This is a genomic window from Streptomyces sp. NPDC024017 (assembly GCF_040638895.1).
Classification (GTDB): domain Bacteria; phylum Actinomycetota; class Actinomycetes; order Streptomycetales; family Streptomycetaceae; genus Streptomyces.
The window spans coordinates 163,990-182,448 of the sequence record NZ_JBEZYZ010000003.1 but is presented as its reverse complement, the minus strand read 5'-3'; the positions used below and the strand labels follow the sequence as shown (position 1 = coordinate 182,448).

At 71.8% G+C, this 18,459-nt stretch carries 15 protein-coding genes; 5 read left to right on the top strand and 10 right to left on the bottom strand.

Translation table 11 applies throughout. From position 1 onward, the window contains the following. Genes AB0G20_RS09140 through AB0G20_RS09115 form a run of 6 tightly spaced genes read right to left on the bottom strand, consistent with a single transcriptional unit; the run spans position 1 to position 5,929 of the window. The gene (locus AB0G20_RS09140; RefSeq protein WP_361298177.1) at positions 1 to 861 is read right to left on the bottom strand and encodes a carbohydrate ABC transporter permease; all 861 of its coding nucleotides are present in this window, start codon (positions 859 to 861) and stop codon (positions 1 to 3) included. Beyond that, positions 858 to 1,796 (bottom strand): sugar ABC transporter permease, encoded by a 939-nt coding sequence (locus AB0G20_RS09135; RefSeq protein ID WP_361298174.1) that lies wholly within the window; start codon positions 1,794 to 1,796, stop codon positions 858 to 860. The genes AB0G20_RS09140 and AB0G20_RS09135 overlap by 4 nt, the downstream gene beginning before the upstream one ends. Beyond that, positions 1,793 to 3,076: an ABC transporter substrate-binding protein gene (locus tag AB0G20_RS09130; protein ID WP_361298171.1), complete on the bottom strand. Its 1,284-nt coding sequence runs from the start codon at positions 3,074 to 3,076 to the stop codon at positions 1,793 to 1,795. The genes AB0G20_RS09135 and AB0G20_RS09130 overlap by 4 nt, the downstream gene beginning before the upstream one ends. 59 nt (positions 3,077 to 3,135) lie before the next feature. Further along, entirely contained in the window at positions 3,136 to 3,900 is a 765-nt protein-coding gene (locus tag AB0G20_RS09125) for a cupin (RefSeq protein ID WP_361298168.1), read from the bottom strand. Continuing rightward, entirely contained in the window at positions 3,894 to 4,817 is a 924-nt protein-coding gene (locus AB0G20_RS09120) for a PmoA family protein (protein ID WP_361298165.1), read from the bottom strand. Before AB0G20_RS09120 ends, AB0G20_RS09125 begins: the two co-directional genes overlap by 7 nt. Then, positions 4,814 to 5,929, bottom strand: coding sequence for a Gfo/Idh/MocA family oxidoreductase (locus AB0G20_RS09115; protein WP_361298162.1), 1,116 nt, complete (start codon positions 5,927 to 5,929; stop codon positions 4,814 to 4,816). The genes AB0G20_RS09120 and AB0G20_RS09115 overlap by 4 nt, the downstream gene beginning before the upstream one ends. A 337-nt stretch (positions 5,930 to 6,266) precedes the next feature. Between AB0G20_RS09115 and AB0G20_RS09110 the strand changes: the two genes are divergently transcribed. Next, the gene (locus AB0G20_RS09110; protein WP_361298159.1) at positions 6,267 to 7,811 is read left to right on the top strand and encodes an alpha/beta hydrolase; all 1,545 of its coding nucleotides are present in this window, start codon (positions 6,267 to 6,269) and stop codon (positions 7,809 to 7,811) included. A 146-nt stretch (positions 7,812 to 7,957) separates the two neighbouring features. Here the strand turns inward: AB0G20_RS09110 and AB0G20_RS09105 are convergent, their stop codons facing one another. The 3 genes from AB0G20_RS09105 to AB0G20_RS09095 all read right to left on the bottom strand — a co-directional run bounded on the left by AB0G20_RS09105 (position 7,958) and on the right by AB0G20_RS09095 (position 10,884). Next, positions 7,958 to 8,449 (bottom strand): hemerythrin domain-containing protein, encoded by a 492-nt coding sequence (locus AB0G20_RS09105; protein ID WP_361298156.1) that lies wholly within the window; start codon positions 8,447 to 8,449, stop codon positions 7,958 to 7,960. 91 nt (positions 8,450 to 8,540) lie between these two features. Next, positions 8,541 to 8,711, bottom strand: coding sequence for a DUF5670 family protein (locus tag AB0G20_RS09100; protein ID WP_161367449.1), 171 nt, complete (start codon positions 8,709 to 8,711; stop codon positions 8,541 to 8,543). A 274-nt stretch (positions 8,712 to 8,985) separates the two neighbouring features. Continuing rightward, the gene (locus AB0G20_RS09095; RefSeq protein ID WP_361298152.1) at positions 8,986 to 10,884 is read right to left on the bottom strand and encodes an NAD-binding lipoprotein; all 1,899 of its coding nucleotides are present in this window, start codon (positions 10,882 to 10,884) and stop codon (positions 8,986 to 8,988) included. 297 nt (positions 10,885 to 11,181) lie between these two features. On the opposite strand from AB0G20_RS09095, the gene AB0G20_RS09090 reads away from it, so the two are divergent. The 4 genes from AB0G20_RS09090 to AB0G20_RS09075 all read left to right on the top strand — a co-directional run bounded on the left by AB0G20_RS09090 (position 11,182) and on the right by AB0G20_RS09075 (position 16,436). After that, the gene (locus tag AB0G20_RS09090; RefSeq protein WP_361298149.1) at positions 11,182 to 13,185 is read left to right on the top strand and encodes an FAD-dependent oxidoreductase; all 2,004 of its coding nucleotides are present in this window, start codon (positions 11,182 to 11,184) and stop codon (positions 13,183 to 13,185) included. A 233-nt stretch (positions 13,186 to 13,418) separates the two neighbouring features. Further along, positions 13,419 to 14,402: a tripartite tricarboxylate transporter substrate binding protein gene (locus AB0G20_RS09085; protein ID WP_361299356.1), complete on the top strand. Its 984-nt coding sequence runs from the start codon at positions 13,419 to 13,421 to the stop codon at positions 14,400 to 14,402. Continuing rightward, positions 14,399 to 14,938, top strand: coding sequence for a tripartite tricarboxylate transporter TctB family protein (locus AB0G20_RS09080; protein WP_361298146.1), 540 nt, complete (start codon positions 14,399 to 14,401; stop codon positions 14,936 to 14,938). The genes AB0G20_RS09085 and AB0G20_RS09080 overlap by 4 nt, the downstream gene beginning before the upstream one ends. Before the next feature lies 1 nt (position 14,939). After that, a complete protein-coding gene (locus tag AB0G20_RS09075; protein WP_361298143.1) occupies positions 14,940 to 16,436 on the top strand; it encodes a tripartite tricarboxylate transporter permease in 1,497 nt (498 codons plus the stop codon). A 5-nt stretch (positions 16,437 to 16,441) separates the two neighbouring features. On the opposite strand, the gene AB0G20_RS09070 is transcribed toward AB0G20_RS09075, so the two are convergent. Next, on the bottom strand, positions 16,442 to 18,439 hold the full coding sequence (locus tag AB0G20_RS09070; RefSeq protein ID WP_361298140.1) for a DUF2264 domain-containing protein: 1,998 nt from the start codon (positions 18,437 to 18,439) through the stop codon (positions 16,442 to 16,444). Positions 18,440 to 18,459: the final 20 nt, after the last annotated feature.

The following is an 18,459-nucleotide window of genomic DNA, read 5'->3' as shown; positions in this document are numbered from 1 at the left end:
TCACCCCTTGAGTCCGGAGCTGGCCATGCCCTCCACCAGGAACCGCTGGAAGGCGAGGAAGAACAGCACGATCGGCAGCAGCGCGATCACCGACAGGGCGAACATCGGGCCGAACGCGGAGGTGCTGGAGGCGTCCACGAAGGAGCGCAGCGCCAGGGTGAGGGTGAACTTGTCCGGGTCGAAGAGGTAGATGAGCTGCGTGAAGAAGTCGTTCCAGGTCCAGATGAACGTGAAGATGGCGGTGGTGATCAGGGCCGGCCTGGTGAGCGGCAGTACGACCTGGAAGAAGCTGCGGAAGGGCCCGCAGCCGTCGATCCGGGCCGCCTCCTCCAGCTCGCGCGGCAGGCCGCGCATGAACTGCACGATGAGGAAGACGAAGAACGCCTCGGTGGCGAGGAACTTCGGCAGGATCAGCGGCCAGTAGGTGTTCACCAGGCCGAGCTGGTTGAAGATGATGTACTGCGGGATCAGTACCGCGTGGTGCGGCAGCATGATCGTGGCGATCATGAAGGCGAACAGCGGCCCGCGGAAGCGGAACCTGAGGCGGGCGAAGGCGTAGGCGGCGAGCGAGCAACTGACGACGTTGCCGAGGACCGCGCCGCCCGCGATCAGCAGGGAGTTGCCGAGCAGCCGCCAGATGGAGACGTCGTTGACGCCGTCCAGGGCGGTGGAGTAGTTCGACCACTCCAGGTGGCTGGGCAGCAGGTCGAGGCTGGCGATGACCTCGTCGGCGGGCTTGAGCGAGGTGGCCAGCAACCAGGCCAGCGGGTACAGCATGACCAGCAGGGCGGCCAGGCAGCCGACGTGCAGGGCGACGCGTCCCCAACGAACGGGCTTGTGCGCAACAGTCGTTGAGGTCACCGCTCCCCCTCGGAGGCGTAGAAGACCCAGGAGCGCGAGGTGCGGAACAGCACCGCCGTGACGATGCCGATCACGACGAGCAGCACCCAGGCCATGGCGGAGGCGTAGCCCATGTGGGAGGCGACGAAGCCGCGGTCGTAGAGGTACATGGTGTAGACGAGGGTCGAGTCGGCCGGTCCGCCCTTGCCCGCGCTGACCGCGAAGGCGGGGGTGAACACCTGGAAGGCCTGGATGGTCTGCAGGACCAGGTTGAAGAACAGCACCGGGGAGAGCATCGGCACGGTGACGGACAGGAACTGCCGCCACTTCCCGGCCCCGTCGACCGCCGCCGCCTCGTACAGCTCGGCGGGTATCTGCTGGAGCCCGGCGAGGAAGATGACCATCGGCGCCCCGAACTGCCACACCGTCAGCAGGGCCACGGCGAGCAGGGCCCAGCCAGGCTTGTTGACCCAGCCGCCGGTGCCCAGCAGGTTGTCCACGGTGCCGCCGTCGTTGAAGATCGCCCGCCAGACGAGCGCGATGGACATCGACGCGCCGAGCAGGGACGGTGCGTAGAACGCGGAGCGGTAGAAGCCCTTGCCGCGCTTCATGCCCTTCAGGGCCAGCGCTACGACGAGGGCGAGGGCCAGTTGGAGGGGCACGGCGACGACTACGTAGGTCAGGGTCGTCACGACCGAGCGCCAGTAGCGCGGGTCCTCGGTGAACATCTGCGCGTAGTTGCGCAGGCCCACCCACTTCGGCGGGTTGAACAGGTCGTAGTCGGTGAACGACAGGTACAGCGACACGGCCATCGGCAGCAGTGTCAGGACGATCGCGCCGAGCACCCAGGGCGAGAGGAACACCCAGGCGGCGCCCTCGCGTTCGCGCTTGGGGCGGCGCTTCGGGGCGGCGGCGGGGGCGCGCCTCGCCTCCGCGGGGATCGCGGTGGTGGTCATGACCTCAGCTCCGCCTTCGCCTCGGTGACGTAGTTCTCGGCCGCCTCGCGGGGCGACATGCGCGCGTAGGACACCTGGTCGTAGTCGCGCTGGAAGGTGCTCTGCAGGGCGTTGTCGCCCGAGGGAGGCGCCTGGGGCGGGTCCTTGAGCTTGCCTTCCAGGGATGCCTGGAAGCCGGCGATGGTCTTGTCGAAGTCCTTGAGCTGCGGGCCGATCTCGTCACGGATCGTCTCGTTGACGGGGATGCCGCGGCTCGCGCCGAGGATCTTCGCGGCCTCGCGGTCGTTGATCAAGAAGTCGACGAGCTGCGCCGCCGCCTCGGGATGGCCGGTGTTCGCCGAGACGCCGAGGAACATCGACGGCTTGAAGTACTGGCCGGGTGTGCCGTCCTCACCCGACGGCATGGGCGCGAGGGCGACGCCGGTCGGTATCAGGGCGACGAAGCCGCTCGCGGGAGCGTCCCAGTTGGCGTCGGTGACGGACTCGCCGCGCCCCAGCGGGGTGTTCTCCACGGAGCCGTCGAGCTGGGTGGTCTGCTCGGCGGGCGACACGGCGCCCTCGCGGCGCAGCCGGTCGGTGAAAGTCCACCAGCGCGTGAGGTCGCCGGCGGTGAAGCCCAGCCTCCCGTCCTCGGTGTAGAGGGCCTTGCCCCGGCCGCGCAGCCAGACCTCGAAGGCGTCCTCGCTCTGGCCGGGGTCGGTCGCCCCCGGCTTGCCGGTCTGCTTCGCGAGGGCGCGCATGGTGTCCGCCCACTGGCTCCAGGTCCAGCTCTTGCCGGGCAGGGGCACGCCCGACTTCTTCCAGGTCGCGACGTCGTAGGCGACGGTCTCGGTGCCGCGGCCCTGCGGGATCGCGTACTGGACGTCGTCGACGCGGCCGGTGGCGAGGAGGCCCTGGTCGATCTCGGAGGTGCGCAGGACGGACTTCTGCCGGGCCAGGTCGAGCAGGACTCCGCCGGAGGCGTACTGGTCGATCTGGCGGTAGTCCAGCTGCATCACGTCCGGGGCGTCACCGCCCGCGGCCTGGGTGGCGAGCTTCTGCTTGTAGGCGTCGTAGCCGGAGAACGACGTCGTCACGTCGACGTTCGGGTGCTGTTTCTCGAACAGCGCGACGGCCTGCTCGGTGCGTTCCGCGCGGTCGGGGTTGCCCCACCACGTGTAGCGCAGCACGACCTTGCCGCCGTCGGCGGACTCCCCGGATCCTCCGCAGCCCGCCAGCAGGGCACACAGTGCCAGTGCGGCGGCCGACGCGCAGAACCCCTTTGTCCTGTGTCCGGGCATGCCGAGGTCACTCCTCTCCTCGGAGGTTGGCTGAGACCCCCCGGTCCCCCCTCCTGCTGCTACTCCTGCTGGTACGGCAGCGTGGTCCCCGGCAGTGCGTACTCGTCGCGCCGGCCGCACATGCCGAAGCCGCCGAGCCGGGTGGACGCGGCCTCGTGGGCGGTGGCCTCGCCGAGGTAGGCGGGATCGCCGGCGGCCAGGGCGTCGAGCTGCGCGCCGGTGCGCTCCGCGGTGGCCAGGGCGCCCTCCCGCCACAGGGCCTTCCAGGTGGGCACCTTGGCGCGCACGATCCGGGCGGCGGCCCGCTGGAACTCCAGGTACGGGCCGTTGTCGCCGGCGACGAGGGCCTCGCGCAGCCCGAGGTAGCCCTCGACGGCGAGGTCCCTGCGGCGCCGGGCGGCCGCCGCCGTCTCCGGTCCGGTGCCGGGCGGCAGGGCAGCGGCGGCGGCGTACCTCTCCGGGTCGGCGAGCACCTCGGGCGGGAAGGTGAACACGGCGTCCCCGGCCTCGGGCAGGCCGCTGTTCTGCATCAGCACGGTGATGCGCAGATCGCCGCCCTGCACCATGCGGTGCACGGTGCCCGGTGTGAACCAGGCGAGGGAACCGGCTTCCAGGGGGATGTCCCGGTAGCCGTCGGGGCTCAGCGTCTGGACCGCGCCCCGGCCGCCGGTGACGACGTACGCCTCCGTGCACACCAGGTGCAGGTGCGGGCTGCCGCCGCAGACACCGTCGGCGGCCTCCCAGTCGTAGGCGCTGAGGTGGGACAGGCCGATCGCGCCGGGCAGCGGGTGCGGAAGCCCCGCCGGTTTTGGCTCGCTCACCACTCCAGGCCCTCCAGGTGCGTGCCGACCCGGTCGCGGTCCCAGGCACCGTCGGCGACGACGATGCGGTACCGGTACCCGAAGGACTCGCCCGGCGGCAGCTCGAACTCCTCGAAGAACGCCCAGGAGAAGGCGACCGTCGGGAAGGGCTCGGAGCGGACGAACCAGTGCGACTCGTGGACCGGGGAGGTCTCGTCGAGGTTCTCGGGCGCGTGTGCGAAGACCAGGGTGGAGTGGCCGTCGACGTCGTCGTGCTCGGTGGTGAAGGCGAGCCACGGGCCCTGGGTGCCCATCAGCTTGCCCGCGTCGGCGTCGGTGTCCGGGGCGAAGACCGTGCCGCCGGTGAAGTCGCGCGGGCCGCGCCATTGGAGTCCGGTGTAGCCGGCCATCTCACGGCCCGCGGTGGTCGGGGAGCCGAAGGCGAGGGGCTCGGAACGGGTGTTGGTGAGGCGGATCGACCAGTCCAGGGCCCAGGAACCGGCCTCTTCGTCCACCGAGTGGACGGTCAGGCCGCGCACCTCGCGCGCCCACTCCTCGCCGCCGTTCTCGATCCAGGTGAGGTTCTCGGTGAAGGCGAGGCGGTCGTCCTCGACGGTGAAGTCCGCGAAGCCGTCGTGCCGCATCGAGCCGACGCGCTCGGGCAGGCGGAGGTAGCCCTGGCCGTGGACGTAGCAGTTGCCGCCCCAGAAGTTCTGGCCGGACAGATGGCTCGCGGTCATCTGCAGGCCCTTGTGCCAGCGGTGGTCGTTGGGGCGGTAGCCGGTGACCGTGCGACCCGAGAGGGTGCGTACGGGGTGGGCGTAGGGCTTGCGGGACTCGAAGGGATCCGGGTCGGGGCGGTAGACGTACCGGAGGATCTCCGTGCCGCCTGCGGAGACGGCGATGGCCTCGCCGTGCGTGTGGGTGACGCGGATGGTCATGCGCGCTCCTTGGGGGCCCAGTCGGGGTACTCGCCGTGCATGGCCTCGTAGAAGGGGTCGCCGGGGCCGATCTCCCCCGCGTGCACCGAGCGGCCGGTGAACGCCGCCTTGTACAGGGCGGCGGCGAACTCCAGGGTGGCGCGGGCGTCGCGGCCGCTGCCCGGTGGGCGGGTGCCGGCGTCGTAGGCGTCGAGGAGTGCGCCCAGCTGGGCGGTGTGCGAGCTCGGCACGTCACTCGCGGGGGTGCGCCAGGCGGTGGCGCGCTCGGAGGCGACATGCGGGGCCGGGGTGTAGGCCCAGCTGTCGTTGCTGTGGCCGTACAGGTGGGTGAGCTCGACGGTGGCGTCCGCGCAGTCGATGCGGATGCGGCTCACCTCGTCCGGGGAGAGCACGCTGTTGACGACGGTGGCGAGGGCGCCGCTCCTGAACCGCACCAGGGCGGTGGAGACGTCCTCGCTCTCGGTGTCGTGGACCAGGCGCGCGGCCATGGCCCGGATCTCCTCCCACTCACCGAGCAGGTGCAGCAGAAGGTCGAACTGGTGGATGCCGTGGCCCATGGTCGGGCCGCCGCCCTCGCCGGCCCATGTTCCGCGCCACGGCACGGCGTAGTACGCGGCGTCCCGGTGCCAGGTGGTCTGGCAGTGCGCGACCAGCGGGGCGCCCAGCTCGCCACTCGTGATCAGCTCGCGGGCGTGCACGGCGCCGGATCCGTAGCGGTGCTGGAAGACGACCGCCGCGTACCCGCCGGAGGCCTCCTCGGCGGCGGCGATCTCGTCGTACTCGGCGAGCGACAGGGTGAGCGGCTTCTCGCACAGCACCCAGGCGCCCGCCTTCAGCGCGGCCACCGTCTGCTCGCGGTGCAGGGAGGGCGGCGTCCCGATCAGGACCAGGTCGGGGCGTACGGCGTCCAGCATCGCGTCCACCGAGGTGTACCCGGCGACCTGCTCACCGGCCAGCTCGCGGAAGGCGTCGAGGCGCTCCTGGTCCACGTCGACGGCGGCCACCAGTTCCACCCGGTCGGAGTGGGCCCGCAGCGCGGGCAGATGGCTGCCGCCGACGATGGCTCCGGTGCCGACGACGGCCACGCGGCGGCGGGTGGGGGACAAGGACATGCGGCGCTCCTCGGACAGCCGGCGGACACACGCTTGGAAAGCGCTTGCACTCGAAAGGGACCCTAGGCGCGAGAGAATGTCTGGACAACCCCCCTGCAGTGACCTGCACAAGGTCTGCCCGAGCATTGTCCCAGCTTGGGGCGGAGATTCGGGTTGCTGCCCCGGCCATGGAAACGGCATTCCCCCGCCTTCTCACTGGGGATGGCCCCACCGTGAACCGGCTGCCGGCCGGAGTGATCGGCGGGCGCGGCGGTGCCTACCGTTCTGTCGCACAGCGCCCCTCCCGGGCACGCCCCTGCGGCCCCTGGAGGGGCATCGCCGACGGAAAGGACACCAGGTGTTATCCCGTTCCCCGGGAACCGCGAGAAGAGCCGCCCTCACCCTGACGGCCGCCGCCCTCGCCCTCACGGCACTGCCCGCCGCGGCCCGGGCGGCCCCGGACCCTCTCGCCCGCTACCACCAGCAGCACCTCACCTGGAGGAGCTGCGTGCTCGGGCCGGACGACACGACCGGCAAGGAACTGGAGCAGGCGGGCGCCCGCTGCGCCGACGTGACCGTCCCGCTGGACTACTCCGACCCCGGCGGCCGGAAGATCTCCGTCGCGATCTCCCGGATCCGCGCCACCGACACCGGCCGCCGTGTCGGCCCCCTCCTCCTCAACGGCGGCGGCCCCGGCGGGCCCTCGCTCGGTGACGCGCCGTGGGTGCGCGAGGCGATGAAGGACGTCGCCGCACGGTACGACGTGGTGGGCGTCGATCCCCGCTTCGTCGGCCGCAGCACCCCGCTGGACTGCCGCTGGCCGACCGGCTCGGCCTGGCGCGGAGCGGGTGGGGACCGGACCGGCTTCGACCGCATGGCGGCCTTCTCGAAGGAGCTCGCCGACTGCTGCCGCGCCGACGCGGGCGACGCGCTCCCCCACGCCACCACCCGCAACACCGCGCGCGACATGGACGTCGTCAGGGCCGCGCTCGGCGAGCGGCGGATCTCCTATCTGGGCTACTCCTACGGAAGTTACCTCGGTGAGGTGTACACCTCGTTGTTCCCGGGCCGCACCGACCGGGTCGTCCTGGACGGTGTGATCGATCCGGACCGCTACAGCGCCCGGCTGTGGCGGGGCGTCGAGGCGTCCAACCGCCACGCCCTGAAGGGGTGGGCCTCCTGGGCCGCCGCCCGCGACACGGCCTACGGGCTGGGCGGCACGCGGGGCGAGGTGCTGGCCACCGTGGAGCGCATCCGGGCCGCCGCCGCCCGCACCCCGCTGCGGCTCGGCGCCCACCGGCTTGACGAGCACGTGATGCCCGTCGTCGCCCTCAACGGCCTCTCGCAGCACAACGACACCGCCTACGGAGACTTCGCCCAGGGCGTGCGCGACATGCTGCGGGCCTCGCAGGGGCAGCGGGTGACACCGTCGCCGTGGCTCGCCGGGGTGCTCAAGTTCGTGCTCACGGACACCGACTCCCCCTACGGCAGTGCGCAGACGGCGATCGTGTGCGGCGACAACGCCGCGCCGCGTGATCCCGAGGTGTACTGGCGCGACGTCCAGCGCCACCGCGCCGAGGACCCGCTCTTCGCGCCCGTCACGCACAACCTCAACCCGTGCGCGTTCTGGGACCGGCCGCGCGAGCGTCCGACCAGGATCCGGGGTGACCTGCCGGCCCTGCTGGTGAACGCCACCGGTGACCCGCGCACCTACTACGACGGCGCCGAGGCCCTCCGTGACAGGTGGCCCTCCTCGCGCCTGGTCACCCTGAACGGGGCCGACCAGCACGGGGTCTACGGCATCTACGGGTCGGCGTGTGTCGACGACGCGGTCAACGCGTACCTCGCGAGGGGGCGACTGCCGGTGAGGGACATCGACTGCACGGCGCGCGCGGACGGCTAGTTCTGTCGCGGCAGATGCGCGTGCCAGGGCCCGCGTCTGCGGCCTGATCCAAACGACAGACCCCAGGCGCCGCACGATCCGCGACGGCAACCGGCCCTGATGGTCACCGCCCGCGAGCGGTGGCCATCAGGGCCGGCATGTTCGAGTCAGGACTTGACGATCTTGCGCACGTTCTCCACGGAACCGCACCCGGCCTTCAGCAGGCGCTCACGCTCCTGCAAGAACGCCCGGCCGAGCTCCTCCCGCCGCTCCATCGCCACGTTCTCCCGCGCGCCGTTGAGGATGGTGCGCTCCTCCTCGTCGGCATGGTGGTTGACGGCCTCCACCAGCTCCTCGAGCTTCGAGTCCCACTCCTCGGAGCCGACCTCGTCGACCTCCAGGAGTTCCAGGAGGGCCTCGTTGCCCTCGTCGTGCTCGTGCTCGCCGTGCTCGACCTCTTCGTCATCGATGTTCTTGTACCGCTTGAGCGCCGGGTAGACCTCGGCCTCCTCGGCCTGCGCGTGTGCGATCAGCAGGTCCGCGAACTCCCTCAGCGCACCCGCCCGGTCGTCTTCGACGCTCCGCATCCGACGGAAGAGGTCTTCCATGCGCCGGTGGTCCTGAAGAATGAGTTCTACGACGTCTTTCGTATCGGCCATGGAACAGGAACGCCTTTCCTAACAGAAATCCGGGTCACTTTCGTTTACCCCATTCCTGACGTTTTGTTCGCCGCAGGCGGTGATCTGCCGTCTACCAGCGATACCAGCGGCCCCTACGGCCACCACTGTCCGCGGTGCGCAGCACGAAGCCGAGCAGCCACAGCACCAGCACGATCACCGCGATCCACCACAGGGCCTTCAGCGCGAAGCCCGCGCCGAACAGGACCAGGGCCAGAAGCAGGACGAGAAGCAGGGGAACCATAGTTATCAACCTCCGCTCCCTCTGGTGCCCTGCCCGCAGGCGAACACACAGTCGAATTTCAGTGTTTCTTCACGCGGATCACGGGCATTTGGACCGCTTCAGCGGTCGGGGGCGACACGACCACGGCGTGGGTGCCGGATCTGACCGCGGCCCGGCGGCAACCCGATCGCGCGCGGCGCCGTCGCGGGGGCGATCAACACGACGACGTACAAGGCTGCCTGGAGCTACAGCAGCCCGCGCCAGGCAGCCACCGTCCGCCTCGTCGCCGGGGGTTTCAGTCCCCGCCGACGACGATCACCTCGTCCCCGGCCGTCCAACCGCGCCGTTCGGCCTTGGGCGGGTTGATCCGCACCCCGTAGCCCGGGGTCGCCGACGCGTCGTCGTGGCTTCGGTAACCGATGGCGCATTCGCCGCGCTGGCGTGCCGCGGCCACGACGGTGGCGAAGGTCGTCTCACACCCGGGCAGCACGTAGTCGCCGGCCGGCCGCAGGCGGATGCCGGTGCCGTCGGCGGAGAACAACTCCTCGAACACCCCCGCCAGATGCCGGTTCTGGGAGATCTGCGCCATGAGCAGGCCGATGAGCTTGCCGCTGATGATCACGTCGGCTCCGGGGCCGATGGGGGCCAGCGCCCGGTTGCGGTCGTCGATCAGTTCGGTGACGACGGGGAGTCCGCGCCCGGTGGCCTCCTCCAGTTGGCGCAGCAGCAGGAGCGTGACGAGCGTGCGGTTGTCGGGGTCCTCCGGGGGCTGCCCGGGGGCGGGGTCCTGGCCGAGCACGATCACGCTGTCGTAGGAGTGCACATCCAGATTCCGCAGAGTCTCCGGACGGGTGACGTCACCGGGGTGCAGGGTCAGGGTCAGCTCGGTGCCGTGATGCGCGTCGGTCTCGCTCACCTGCCGGACCGTCGCTTCACCGCCGTCCGCGACCACGTCGACGGCTGATCCGGGCCGGGCGCGGCGGCGCAACTGGTCGACCATGAGCGGCGCTCGGCGGTTCCAGCCCAGCAGGAGGACCCGCTCCGGCCGTGCGGGCGTCGCGGGGCCGGACGCCATCGCCGCCTTCTCGACCGAGTCGGCGCAGTCGGCCGGCCAGACCGTGTCGTCGTCCTGGGAGATGACGATGAGCAGGTCGTCCTCGGCGAGGGACGTCTGCGGCGGCGGGTTCAGCAGCGGGGTGTCGCCGCGCACGATCCCGACGACGCTGGACGTCGGGTAGGACAGCAGCGCGTCGCCGAACGGGCGGCCGATCAGGGCCGGTGCGGTGACGAGGTAGAACTCGTCGCCGGCGAAGTCGAGAAGTTCCTGATGGACGAGGGAGAGCCCGGGGCGGCGGGCCGCCTGGACGATCAGCCGGGCGGTGACGGTGTCGGCCTCCAGGACGACGCTGCCCGGTCCGGCGGCGAGCGTGGCGGCCAGCCGGTAGCGGTCGTCCCGGACGGCGGCGACGACGGGCGGACGGGCCCCTTCCCCGGGCAGGGCCGCCCGCAGCGCCAGCAGCGTCTTGACCACCTCGGCATCGGCGTCAGGCTCGTCGCGGGGCAGGACCAGCACGACTCCGGCCGTCGCCGGGCTGGTCAGGGTGAGCACGGCCGGGTCGGTGGTGGGGCCGCTGCGGCAGATCAGCCGCGTACGGCCGACCGGGCCCACTTTGGTGCTCAGGGCCTCCTCCATGGCGGTCTTGTCCCGGTCCGCCAGCACCGCCACCGCCGCGCGCCGCTGGTTGGCGTTGGCGGCAACCAGTTCACTCACCACCGTGAAGACCTGCTCCGACCACCCCAGGACCACGACGTGCCCGCGTTCCAGCACGGTGGAACGGCCCCGCCGCAACGCGGTGAGCCGCTCCGTGAGCGCCGTCGTGATCAGGCCGACGAGCGTCGAGACGTACAGCAGAGCGACCAGGGCGAGCAGCACCGACATCGTCACGCGCAGTGGCGTACCCGTCGCCCCGCCCAGCCGCAGGGTCTCGCCGGTGAGGTGCCACACCGCCGCCAGCCGGTCCGTCAGCGACTCCGGCGCGTCGGGGTCGGTCCACACCACCACCGCGCTGGCCGGGACGACGACGGCCAGGCACAGCAGCGCCATCCAGCCGACGATCGCCGAGGCACCGCGGGCCAGGGTGCTGTCGAACCAGTAACGGGCTCGGTCACCCAACGGAGCGCGCCGCTGCGACACTCTTCCCCCTTCGTCGCCCGGGCTCTCCTGAAGTCGGTCGGCGCCGCGTAGGCAATGCGCCGGGTGCGCCGGGTGCGCCGACGGCCGGAGAGCACGGATGTGCATCCGCATGCCGCAGTGTGCGGGCTCGATCGCGGCGGCAGACGAGGTTCGCTCCGCATTCATTCCTTCGGGTTGCCCGGCTCCGTCGCCCGGCGGACCGCTGTGACGTCAGGGTTTGCAGCCGGCTTCGCTCCTTCGGGTCAACGCCCGAGCGAAGGGCGGCGCCCTGCCCAGGCCGCCAGTACAAAGGCCGCCATGACTGAAGATCACGCGTTGGTGCACTCGGACGGCGGTCTCTCCCGGCGGAGTTTCGCGGCGGTGGCCGGCACGGCCACGGTGGCGACGGCCCTGACCGGCGGTGCCGCCGCGGCCCTGCCCGCACCGGCTGCCCCGGCCGCCCCGGGCGACAGACGCGGCGCCGACTTCGACCGATGCCTCGCCGTCGCCCGCGCACTGCTCGTCCTGGACTCCGACGACCGTCCTCTCGTCCCGCGCTACCAGCGCGTCCTCGAGAAGGGCCTGCCGGCTCAGCGCCGGACCCGCCCCAAAGACGTCCTCGTCATCGGCGCCGGTCCGGCCGGGCTGGTCGCCGCCTGGCTGCTGAAGAAGGCCGGTCACCGGGTGACGGTCCTGGAGGCCAACGGCAACCGCGCCGGCGGACGCATCAAGACCTTCCGCAGCGGCGGCCACGAGGACGCCGAGCAGCCCTTCGCCGACCCCCGCCAGTACGCCGAAGCGGGCGCGATGCGCATCCCCGGCAGCCACCCCCTGGTGATGGAACTGATCGACCAGTTCGGCCTCAAGAAGCGGCGCTTCCACTACGTCGACGTCGACACCGAAGGGCGTCCAGCCGGCCGCACCTGGATCCACGTCAACGGCATCCGTGTCCGGCGCACCGACTACGCCCGCGCACCACGGCGCGTGAACCGGTCCTTCGGCGTTCCCAAGGCCCACTGGGACACCCCGGCCGCCGCCATCCTGCGCTCCGCGCTGGACCCGGTGCGCGACGAGTTCAGCTACGTCGGCTCCGACGGCAAGCGGGTCGACAAGCCGCTTGCGGAGCGGCTGCGGGGCTGGGCCCGGGTGGTGCGGCGGTTCGGTGACTGGTCGATGTTCCGCTTCCTCACCGAGCACGCCGGACTGGACGAGCGGACCATCGACCTGATCGGCACCCTGGAGAACCTCACCTCACGCCTCCCGCTCTCCTTCATCCACAGCTTCATCGGCTCCTCCCTCATCAGCCCCGACACACCGTTCTACGAGTTGGAGGGCGGCACGGCCGTACTGCCGGACGCCCTGCTGGAACGCGTGCGCGAGGACGTGCGGTTCGACCGCCGTGTCACGCGCATCGAGTACCACCACCCCGATCGGCCCGCGCCGGACGCCGGCCACGTCCGGAGCAAGGGCCCGCAGGTGTGGGTGGACACCGTGTCCGAGGGCCGCGACGGCCCGGTCGTACGCGAGCAGTTCACCGCGGACGTCGCCGTGGTCACGGTGCCGTTCTCCGGCCTGCGCCACGTACAGATCGACCCGCCCATGTCGTACGGCAAGCGCCGCGCGGTCTGCGAACTGCACTACGACAGCGCGACCAAGGTGCTGCTGGAGTTCAGCCGCCGCTGGTGGGAGTTCGACGAGGCCGACTGGAAGCGGGAGCTGAACGCCGTCGACCCGGGCCTGTACGACGCGTACCGCACCGGCCGCGCCGCCGCGGACGGCACCCTCCTCGGCGCCCACCCCTCGGTGCCCGGCGGGCACATCACAGCCGGTCAGCGCATCCACTACGCCGCCAACCGCGCGAGTGCGCGCGACCAGCCCGAGGCGGCCGACGTCGTGGGCGGCGGCTCGGTGTCGGACAACGCCAACCGGTTCATGTTCCACCCCTCCCATCCGGTTCCGGGCAGCGCGGGGGGTGTCGTGCTGGCCTCCTACAGTTGGGCGGACGACGCTCTGCGCTGGGACTCCCTGGACGACGAGGCGCGCTACCCGCACGCTCTGTGCGGTCTCCAGCAGGTCTACGGCCAGCGCATCGAGGTCTTCTACACCGGCGCGGGACGTACGCAGAGCTGGCTGCGCGACCCGTACGCCTACGGGGAGGCGTCCGTGCTGCTGCCCGGGCAGCACACGGAGTTGCTCCCGGTCATCCCACTGCGTGAGGGGCCTTTGCACTTCGCCGGTGACCACACGTCCGTCAAGCCGGCGTGGATCGAGGGAGCCCTGGAGTCCGCCGTGCGGGCCGCCCTGGAGATCCACACTGCTTAGGAGCCACTGAACCGCCACTCGTGCGAGGGCCCCGGCGCGTCGGTGCCGGGGCCGTCGGCTTGTCGCGTCGCCGGCGCTGCCGCAGGGCGCCCCGGTTACCGCAATGACCACAACCGACGTTGGTTCCGCAAGGGAGACAGCCCGCCACCACCCGGGCACCATGTGGCCCACGTCACCCTCCCCCACAGGGCCTTTACCTACCCGCATCGACGTACCGACAGGTGGTGGCACTCGTGCGCCTGCGCACCCCCCTGGCCCTGCTCGGGGCCGCCGTGCTCGTGCTCGTCGGACCGCCGCTGCTGACCACCGGCAGCGGCTCCGAGACCGGCACACAGATCCCGGGCCTGCGTTTCATGGTCCCCAACACACCCGGCGGTGGCTACGACATCACGGCCCGGACGGCCGCGAAGAACGCCGAGGACGCCGGACTCACCCACAACATCGAGGTGTTCAACCTGCCCGGCGCCGGCGGCACGGTGGGTCTGAGCCGGCTGGTGAGCGAGCACGGCAACGGCAAGCTCGCCATGTCCATGGGCCTCGGGGTCGTGGGCGCCGTCCGTTCCAACGACGCGCCGAAGACGCTCGGCGACACCACGCCGATCGCCCGGCTCACCGAGGAGCAGGACGTCGTCGTGGTCGCCAAGGACTCCCCGTACAAGACGATCGACGATCTCATCGGCGCCTGGAAGGAGAACCCGGGCAAGCTCCCGGTGGGCGGCGGCTCGTCGCCCGGTGGGCCCGACCACCTCGCGCCGATGCTGATGGCCCGGGCCGCCGGGATCCCCCCGAAGCAGGTCAACTACATCCCCTTCGACGGCGGCGGCGAACTGCTCGCCTCGATCCTCGGCAACAAGGTCGCCTTCGGTGTCTCCGGGGTCGGCGAGTACCTGGACCAGATCAAGGCGGGCGAGCTGCGCCTCCTCGCGGTCACCGGCCCCGAGCGCGTCGACGGGCTCGACGCGCCCACGCTGAAGGAGGCGGGCTACGACGTGAACTTCACCAACTGGCGCGGCATCGTCGCCCCTCCCGGCCTGAACGACGGGGAGCGCGACAAGCTCGTGAAGCTCGTCGAGGAGCTCCACGACTCGGACGAGTGGCGCAAGTCCCTGGAGCAGAACGGCTGGGACGACGCCTTCCTCACCGGGGAGAAGTTCGGCGCGTTCCTCGACTCCGAGGACAAGCGCGTGGTTTCGGTGCTGAAGGAGCTGGGACTGTGACGACGCAGACCGACATTTCCCCCGCCGAGACCGGCGGCGAACGGCGCTCGTGGCTGCGCGAGCACTCCGAACTCGGCGTGTGCGCACTGCTGCTGGCACTGGGCGTCCTCGTCCTGACGGACGCGCTCACCATGGACGTCGACATCGCCCAGCGCGGCCCGGTCGGCCCGAAGACCGTGCCGGTCGTGGTGGGCGCCGGCCTGCTGGTCATCGCCGCCCTGCTCGCCGTCGACGTGCTGCGCGGCGGCCGGGGCCAGGCAGAGGGCGGTGAGGACATCGACCTGTCCGAGCCCGCCGACTGGCGCACGGTGCTGCTGCTCGCCGGGGTGTTCCTCGGCGCCGCCGTCCTGATCGAACCGCTCGGCTTCCCCATCGCGGGCGCGCTGTTGTTCTGGGGTGCGGCGTTCGCGCTCGGCAGCCGCCGGATCGACCGCGATGCGCTCATCGCGGCCGGGCTCTCCCTCATCACCTACACCGTCTTCAACAACCTGCTCGGAGTGCCCCTGCCCGGTGGTCCGCTGATGGGAGTGCTGTGACATGGATGCCTTCAACTCCCTGCTGGACGGCTTCGGTACGGCCCTCACCCCGATCAACCTGCTCTGGGCCGTCATCGGTGTGCTGCTCGGCACGGCGATCGGCGTGCTGCCGGGCATCGGCCCGGCGATGGCGGTCGCGCTGCTGCTGCCGGTGACGTACGGGCTCGACCCGACCGGCGCGTTCATCATGTTCGCCGGCATCTACTACGGCGCGATGTTCGGCGGCTCGACCACCTCCATCCTGCTCAACACGCCCGGTGAGAGCGCGGCGGTGGTGGCGGCCATGGAGGGCAACCCCATGGCCAAGTCCGGGCGCGGCGCCCAGGCCCTGGCGGCGGCCGCCGTCGGGCACTTCGCGGGCGGCCTGATCGGCACGCTGCTGCTGGTGGCGCTCGCGCCGACGGTCGCCAAGCTGGCCGTGGACATCGGGGCGCCGGACTACTTCGCCATCATGGTGCTGGCGTTCATCGCGGTGACCTCGGTGCTCGGTTCGTCCCGCATCCGGGGTCTCGCCTCCCTGCTGATCGGCCTCACCCTGGGCCTGGTGGGCCTGGACCAGATGACCGGCCAGCAGCGCCTGACGTTCGGCTCGCTCCAACTGGCCGACGGCATCGACGTGGTGATCGTCGCGGTCGGGCTCTTCGCGATCGGCGAGGCCCTGTGGGTGGCGGCACACCTGCGGCGCAGGCCGCCGGAGCCGATACCGGTGGGGCGTCCGTGGCTGGGGCGCGGCGACGTGAACCGGACCTGGAAGTCGTGGCTGCGGGGCCCGTTCATCGGCTTCCCGTTCGGCGCGATCCCGGCCGGCGGCGCGGAGATTCCCACCTTCCTGTCGTACGTGACGGAGAAGCGCCTGTCGAAGCACAAGGACGAGTGGGGCAAGGGCGCCATCGAGGGCGTCGCGGGCCCCGAGTCGGCGGCGTCGGCCTCGGCGGCGGGCACCCTGGTGTCGATGCTGACCCTGGGCCTGCCGACCACGGCGGTCGCGGCCGTGATGCTGGCCGCCTTCCAGCAGTACGGCATCCAGCCGGGCCCGCTGCTCTTCGAGCGTGAACCCGACCTGGTGTGGGGCCTGATCGCCTCGCTCTTCGTCGGCATGGTGCTGCTGCTCGCGCTGAACCTGCCGCTGGCGCCGGTGTGGGCGAAGCTGCTGCGCATCCCGCGGCCGTACCTGTACGCCGGGATCATGTTCTTCGCGGCGGTCGGCGCGTACGCGGTCGGCGGCGAAGTGATCGACCTGGTGATCCTGCTGATCATCGGTCTGATCGGCTTCGGGATGCGCCGCTACGGGCTGCCCGTGCTGCCCGCCGTGATCGGCGTGATCCTCGGCCCGAACGCCGAGCAGCAGTTGCGGCGCGCCCTGCAGATCAGCGACGGCAGTGTCACGGGCCTGGTCAACACGCCCTTCGCGGTGACCGTGTACGCGGTGATCGTGCTGCTGCTGGCGTGGCCGCTGCTGAAGAAGGCGGTGACGCGGGGCCGCGCCGAGGCGGCCTGACCCGGTCATCGCGGCACCCGCTCCCGGGTGCCGTCCGGGAAGCGGATCTCCACCTCACCGGACACGGCGACCCGTACGCGCGTTCCTGAACTTCGCGCGTGCGGGTCGCCGTTCGTCTTACGGCCGCCGTTCGTCTCCGGGTCGCCTTTCACCTTCAGGTCGCCGTTCACCTCCGGGTCGGCGCTCAGCACGACGAGGGTGACCAGGAGGTGGGTGCCGCCCGGGTGGGCGGGCAGGGTGAGGTACGGGGTCGCCGAGTGGTGGCCGCAGGCGTTGGCGCCGGCCGCGTGGGCCACCGCCGCCCGGGCGTCCTGCCACCCGTGCAGTCCTGCGATCGTGCTGGTCAGCCCGTCCGCGCGCCGGGCCAGCGCCCGGGCCGGGCCGGTCCCGCCGAGTGGGGGTGCGGTGTCGTCCGCGACGGCCCATCCCCCTTCGCGTACGGGCGTGCCGGGTGGCGCGTCGACGCGGTGCACGCGTACTTCCCACGGGCCGTGCACCACGCTGACCGTCTCGATGCGATGCCCTTCGCCGCTGCCGGGGAGCACGGCCCGGTGCCAGGAGGCGGCACGGGCTCCCTCGACGGCGAGCGGGTGGATGCGGCCACGCCGGGTGGGTGTGCCGTCGGGGGCCAGCAGGGCGATGTGGTTGTCGGGGCCGGTGTGCGGGGCCGGTGGCGTCTCGGGGGCGGTGGCGCTGGAGTAGGCGAGGCGGGCGTAGTGCGGGCTGTCGTCCGGTGTCGCCGGCGGGGGTGGCAGGCGGTCGCTGCCGTGGTTGACCAGCCGTACGATCCCGTCGGCAGCGGTGGAGTGCAGCAGCCAGCCCGGGGCGGGTAACGCGAGGCGGACGTCGCCCGTCTCGACCGGGCCGGGTTCCTCGGGCGCGGTCCACATGGGGTGGTCGGCGGGCAGGAGCAGGCCGAGGAAGGCCTTGCTCGCCCAGTAGGGGGAGGCGGGGCCCGAGTAGCGCTGGGTGACCGGGAGGAAGGGCCGGTACCAGCCGAGCGTCAGCAGCCCCCGCTCGTCGGGCACGCCCCGCTCGGCGAAGTGCTTCAGCGCCCCGGAGGCGAGGCGGCGGGTGCGGCCGGGCGGGAGCGGAGTGGCGTCGGCGAGAACGCCTGCCCACAGGGGCGCTGTCGTAGCGAAGCGGTAGGTGAGGGAGCGGCCCTGGTGGACCGGGGCGCCGTCGCCGCCGAAGAAGTGCTGGTGGTCGCGGAGGAACGAGCGCAGGCGCGCCCGGTGTTCCGCCACCAGCCGGGAGTCCGCGCGCGGTCCGGCGATGCGGGCCCAGAGCACCGGATAGAGGTGCAGGGCCCAGGCGTTGTAGTAGTCGAACTTGCGGCCGTCGCCGTCGGTGTACCAGCCGTCGCCCCGGTACCAGTCCTCCAGGCGGGCCAGCCCGGCGTCGATCTCGGCACGGCTGTGCGGGGCGTCGACGGAGGCGAGGAACTCCTCGGTGATGACCTGGAACAGCCGCCAGTTGGAGTCGTTGACGACCGCTCCGAGGAAGCCGCCGAGCCAGTCGGCGATCCGCTGCCGTACGCGGTCGTCGAGCCGGTCCCAGATCCAGGGGCGGGTCTCGTGCAGGGCGATCGCGACGGACGCCGCCTCGACCATGGGCTGGCTCCGGTCGGTGATGGGGGGCCAGTGGTCGGGGCTGCGCGGGTCGGTGCCGGACGCGAGCCCTGTCGCGTACCGCTCGATCAGGCCGGGCGTCTCCCGCCCGCCCGAACCGGCGATGCGGAACGCGGCCAGCAGGAAGGTGCGGGCGAAGCCCTCCAGCCCGTCGGACCAGGGCCCGGAGTGGCTGGGCGGCCCGGGCAGGCGGTACTGGGCCAGGCCCGGGGAGGCATAGGGCGTCAGGGAGTCCAGGAGGCGGTCGGCGACGGCCTCCCAGTGGGCGCGGGTCCAGCCGGTGACGGGCGAGGTCAACGGGTCGGCCGGGGGCAGGTGGGGCAGGTTGGGGAGGTGCGTCGGGTCGGGGAGCGACACGTGCGGCGCGCTCATGCGGGTGCGGTTCCTCCGTT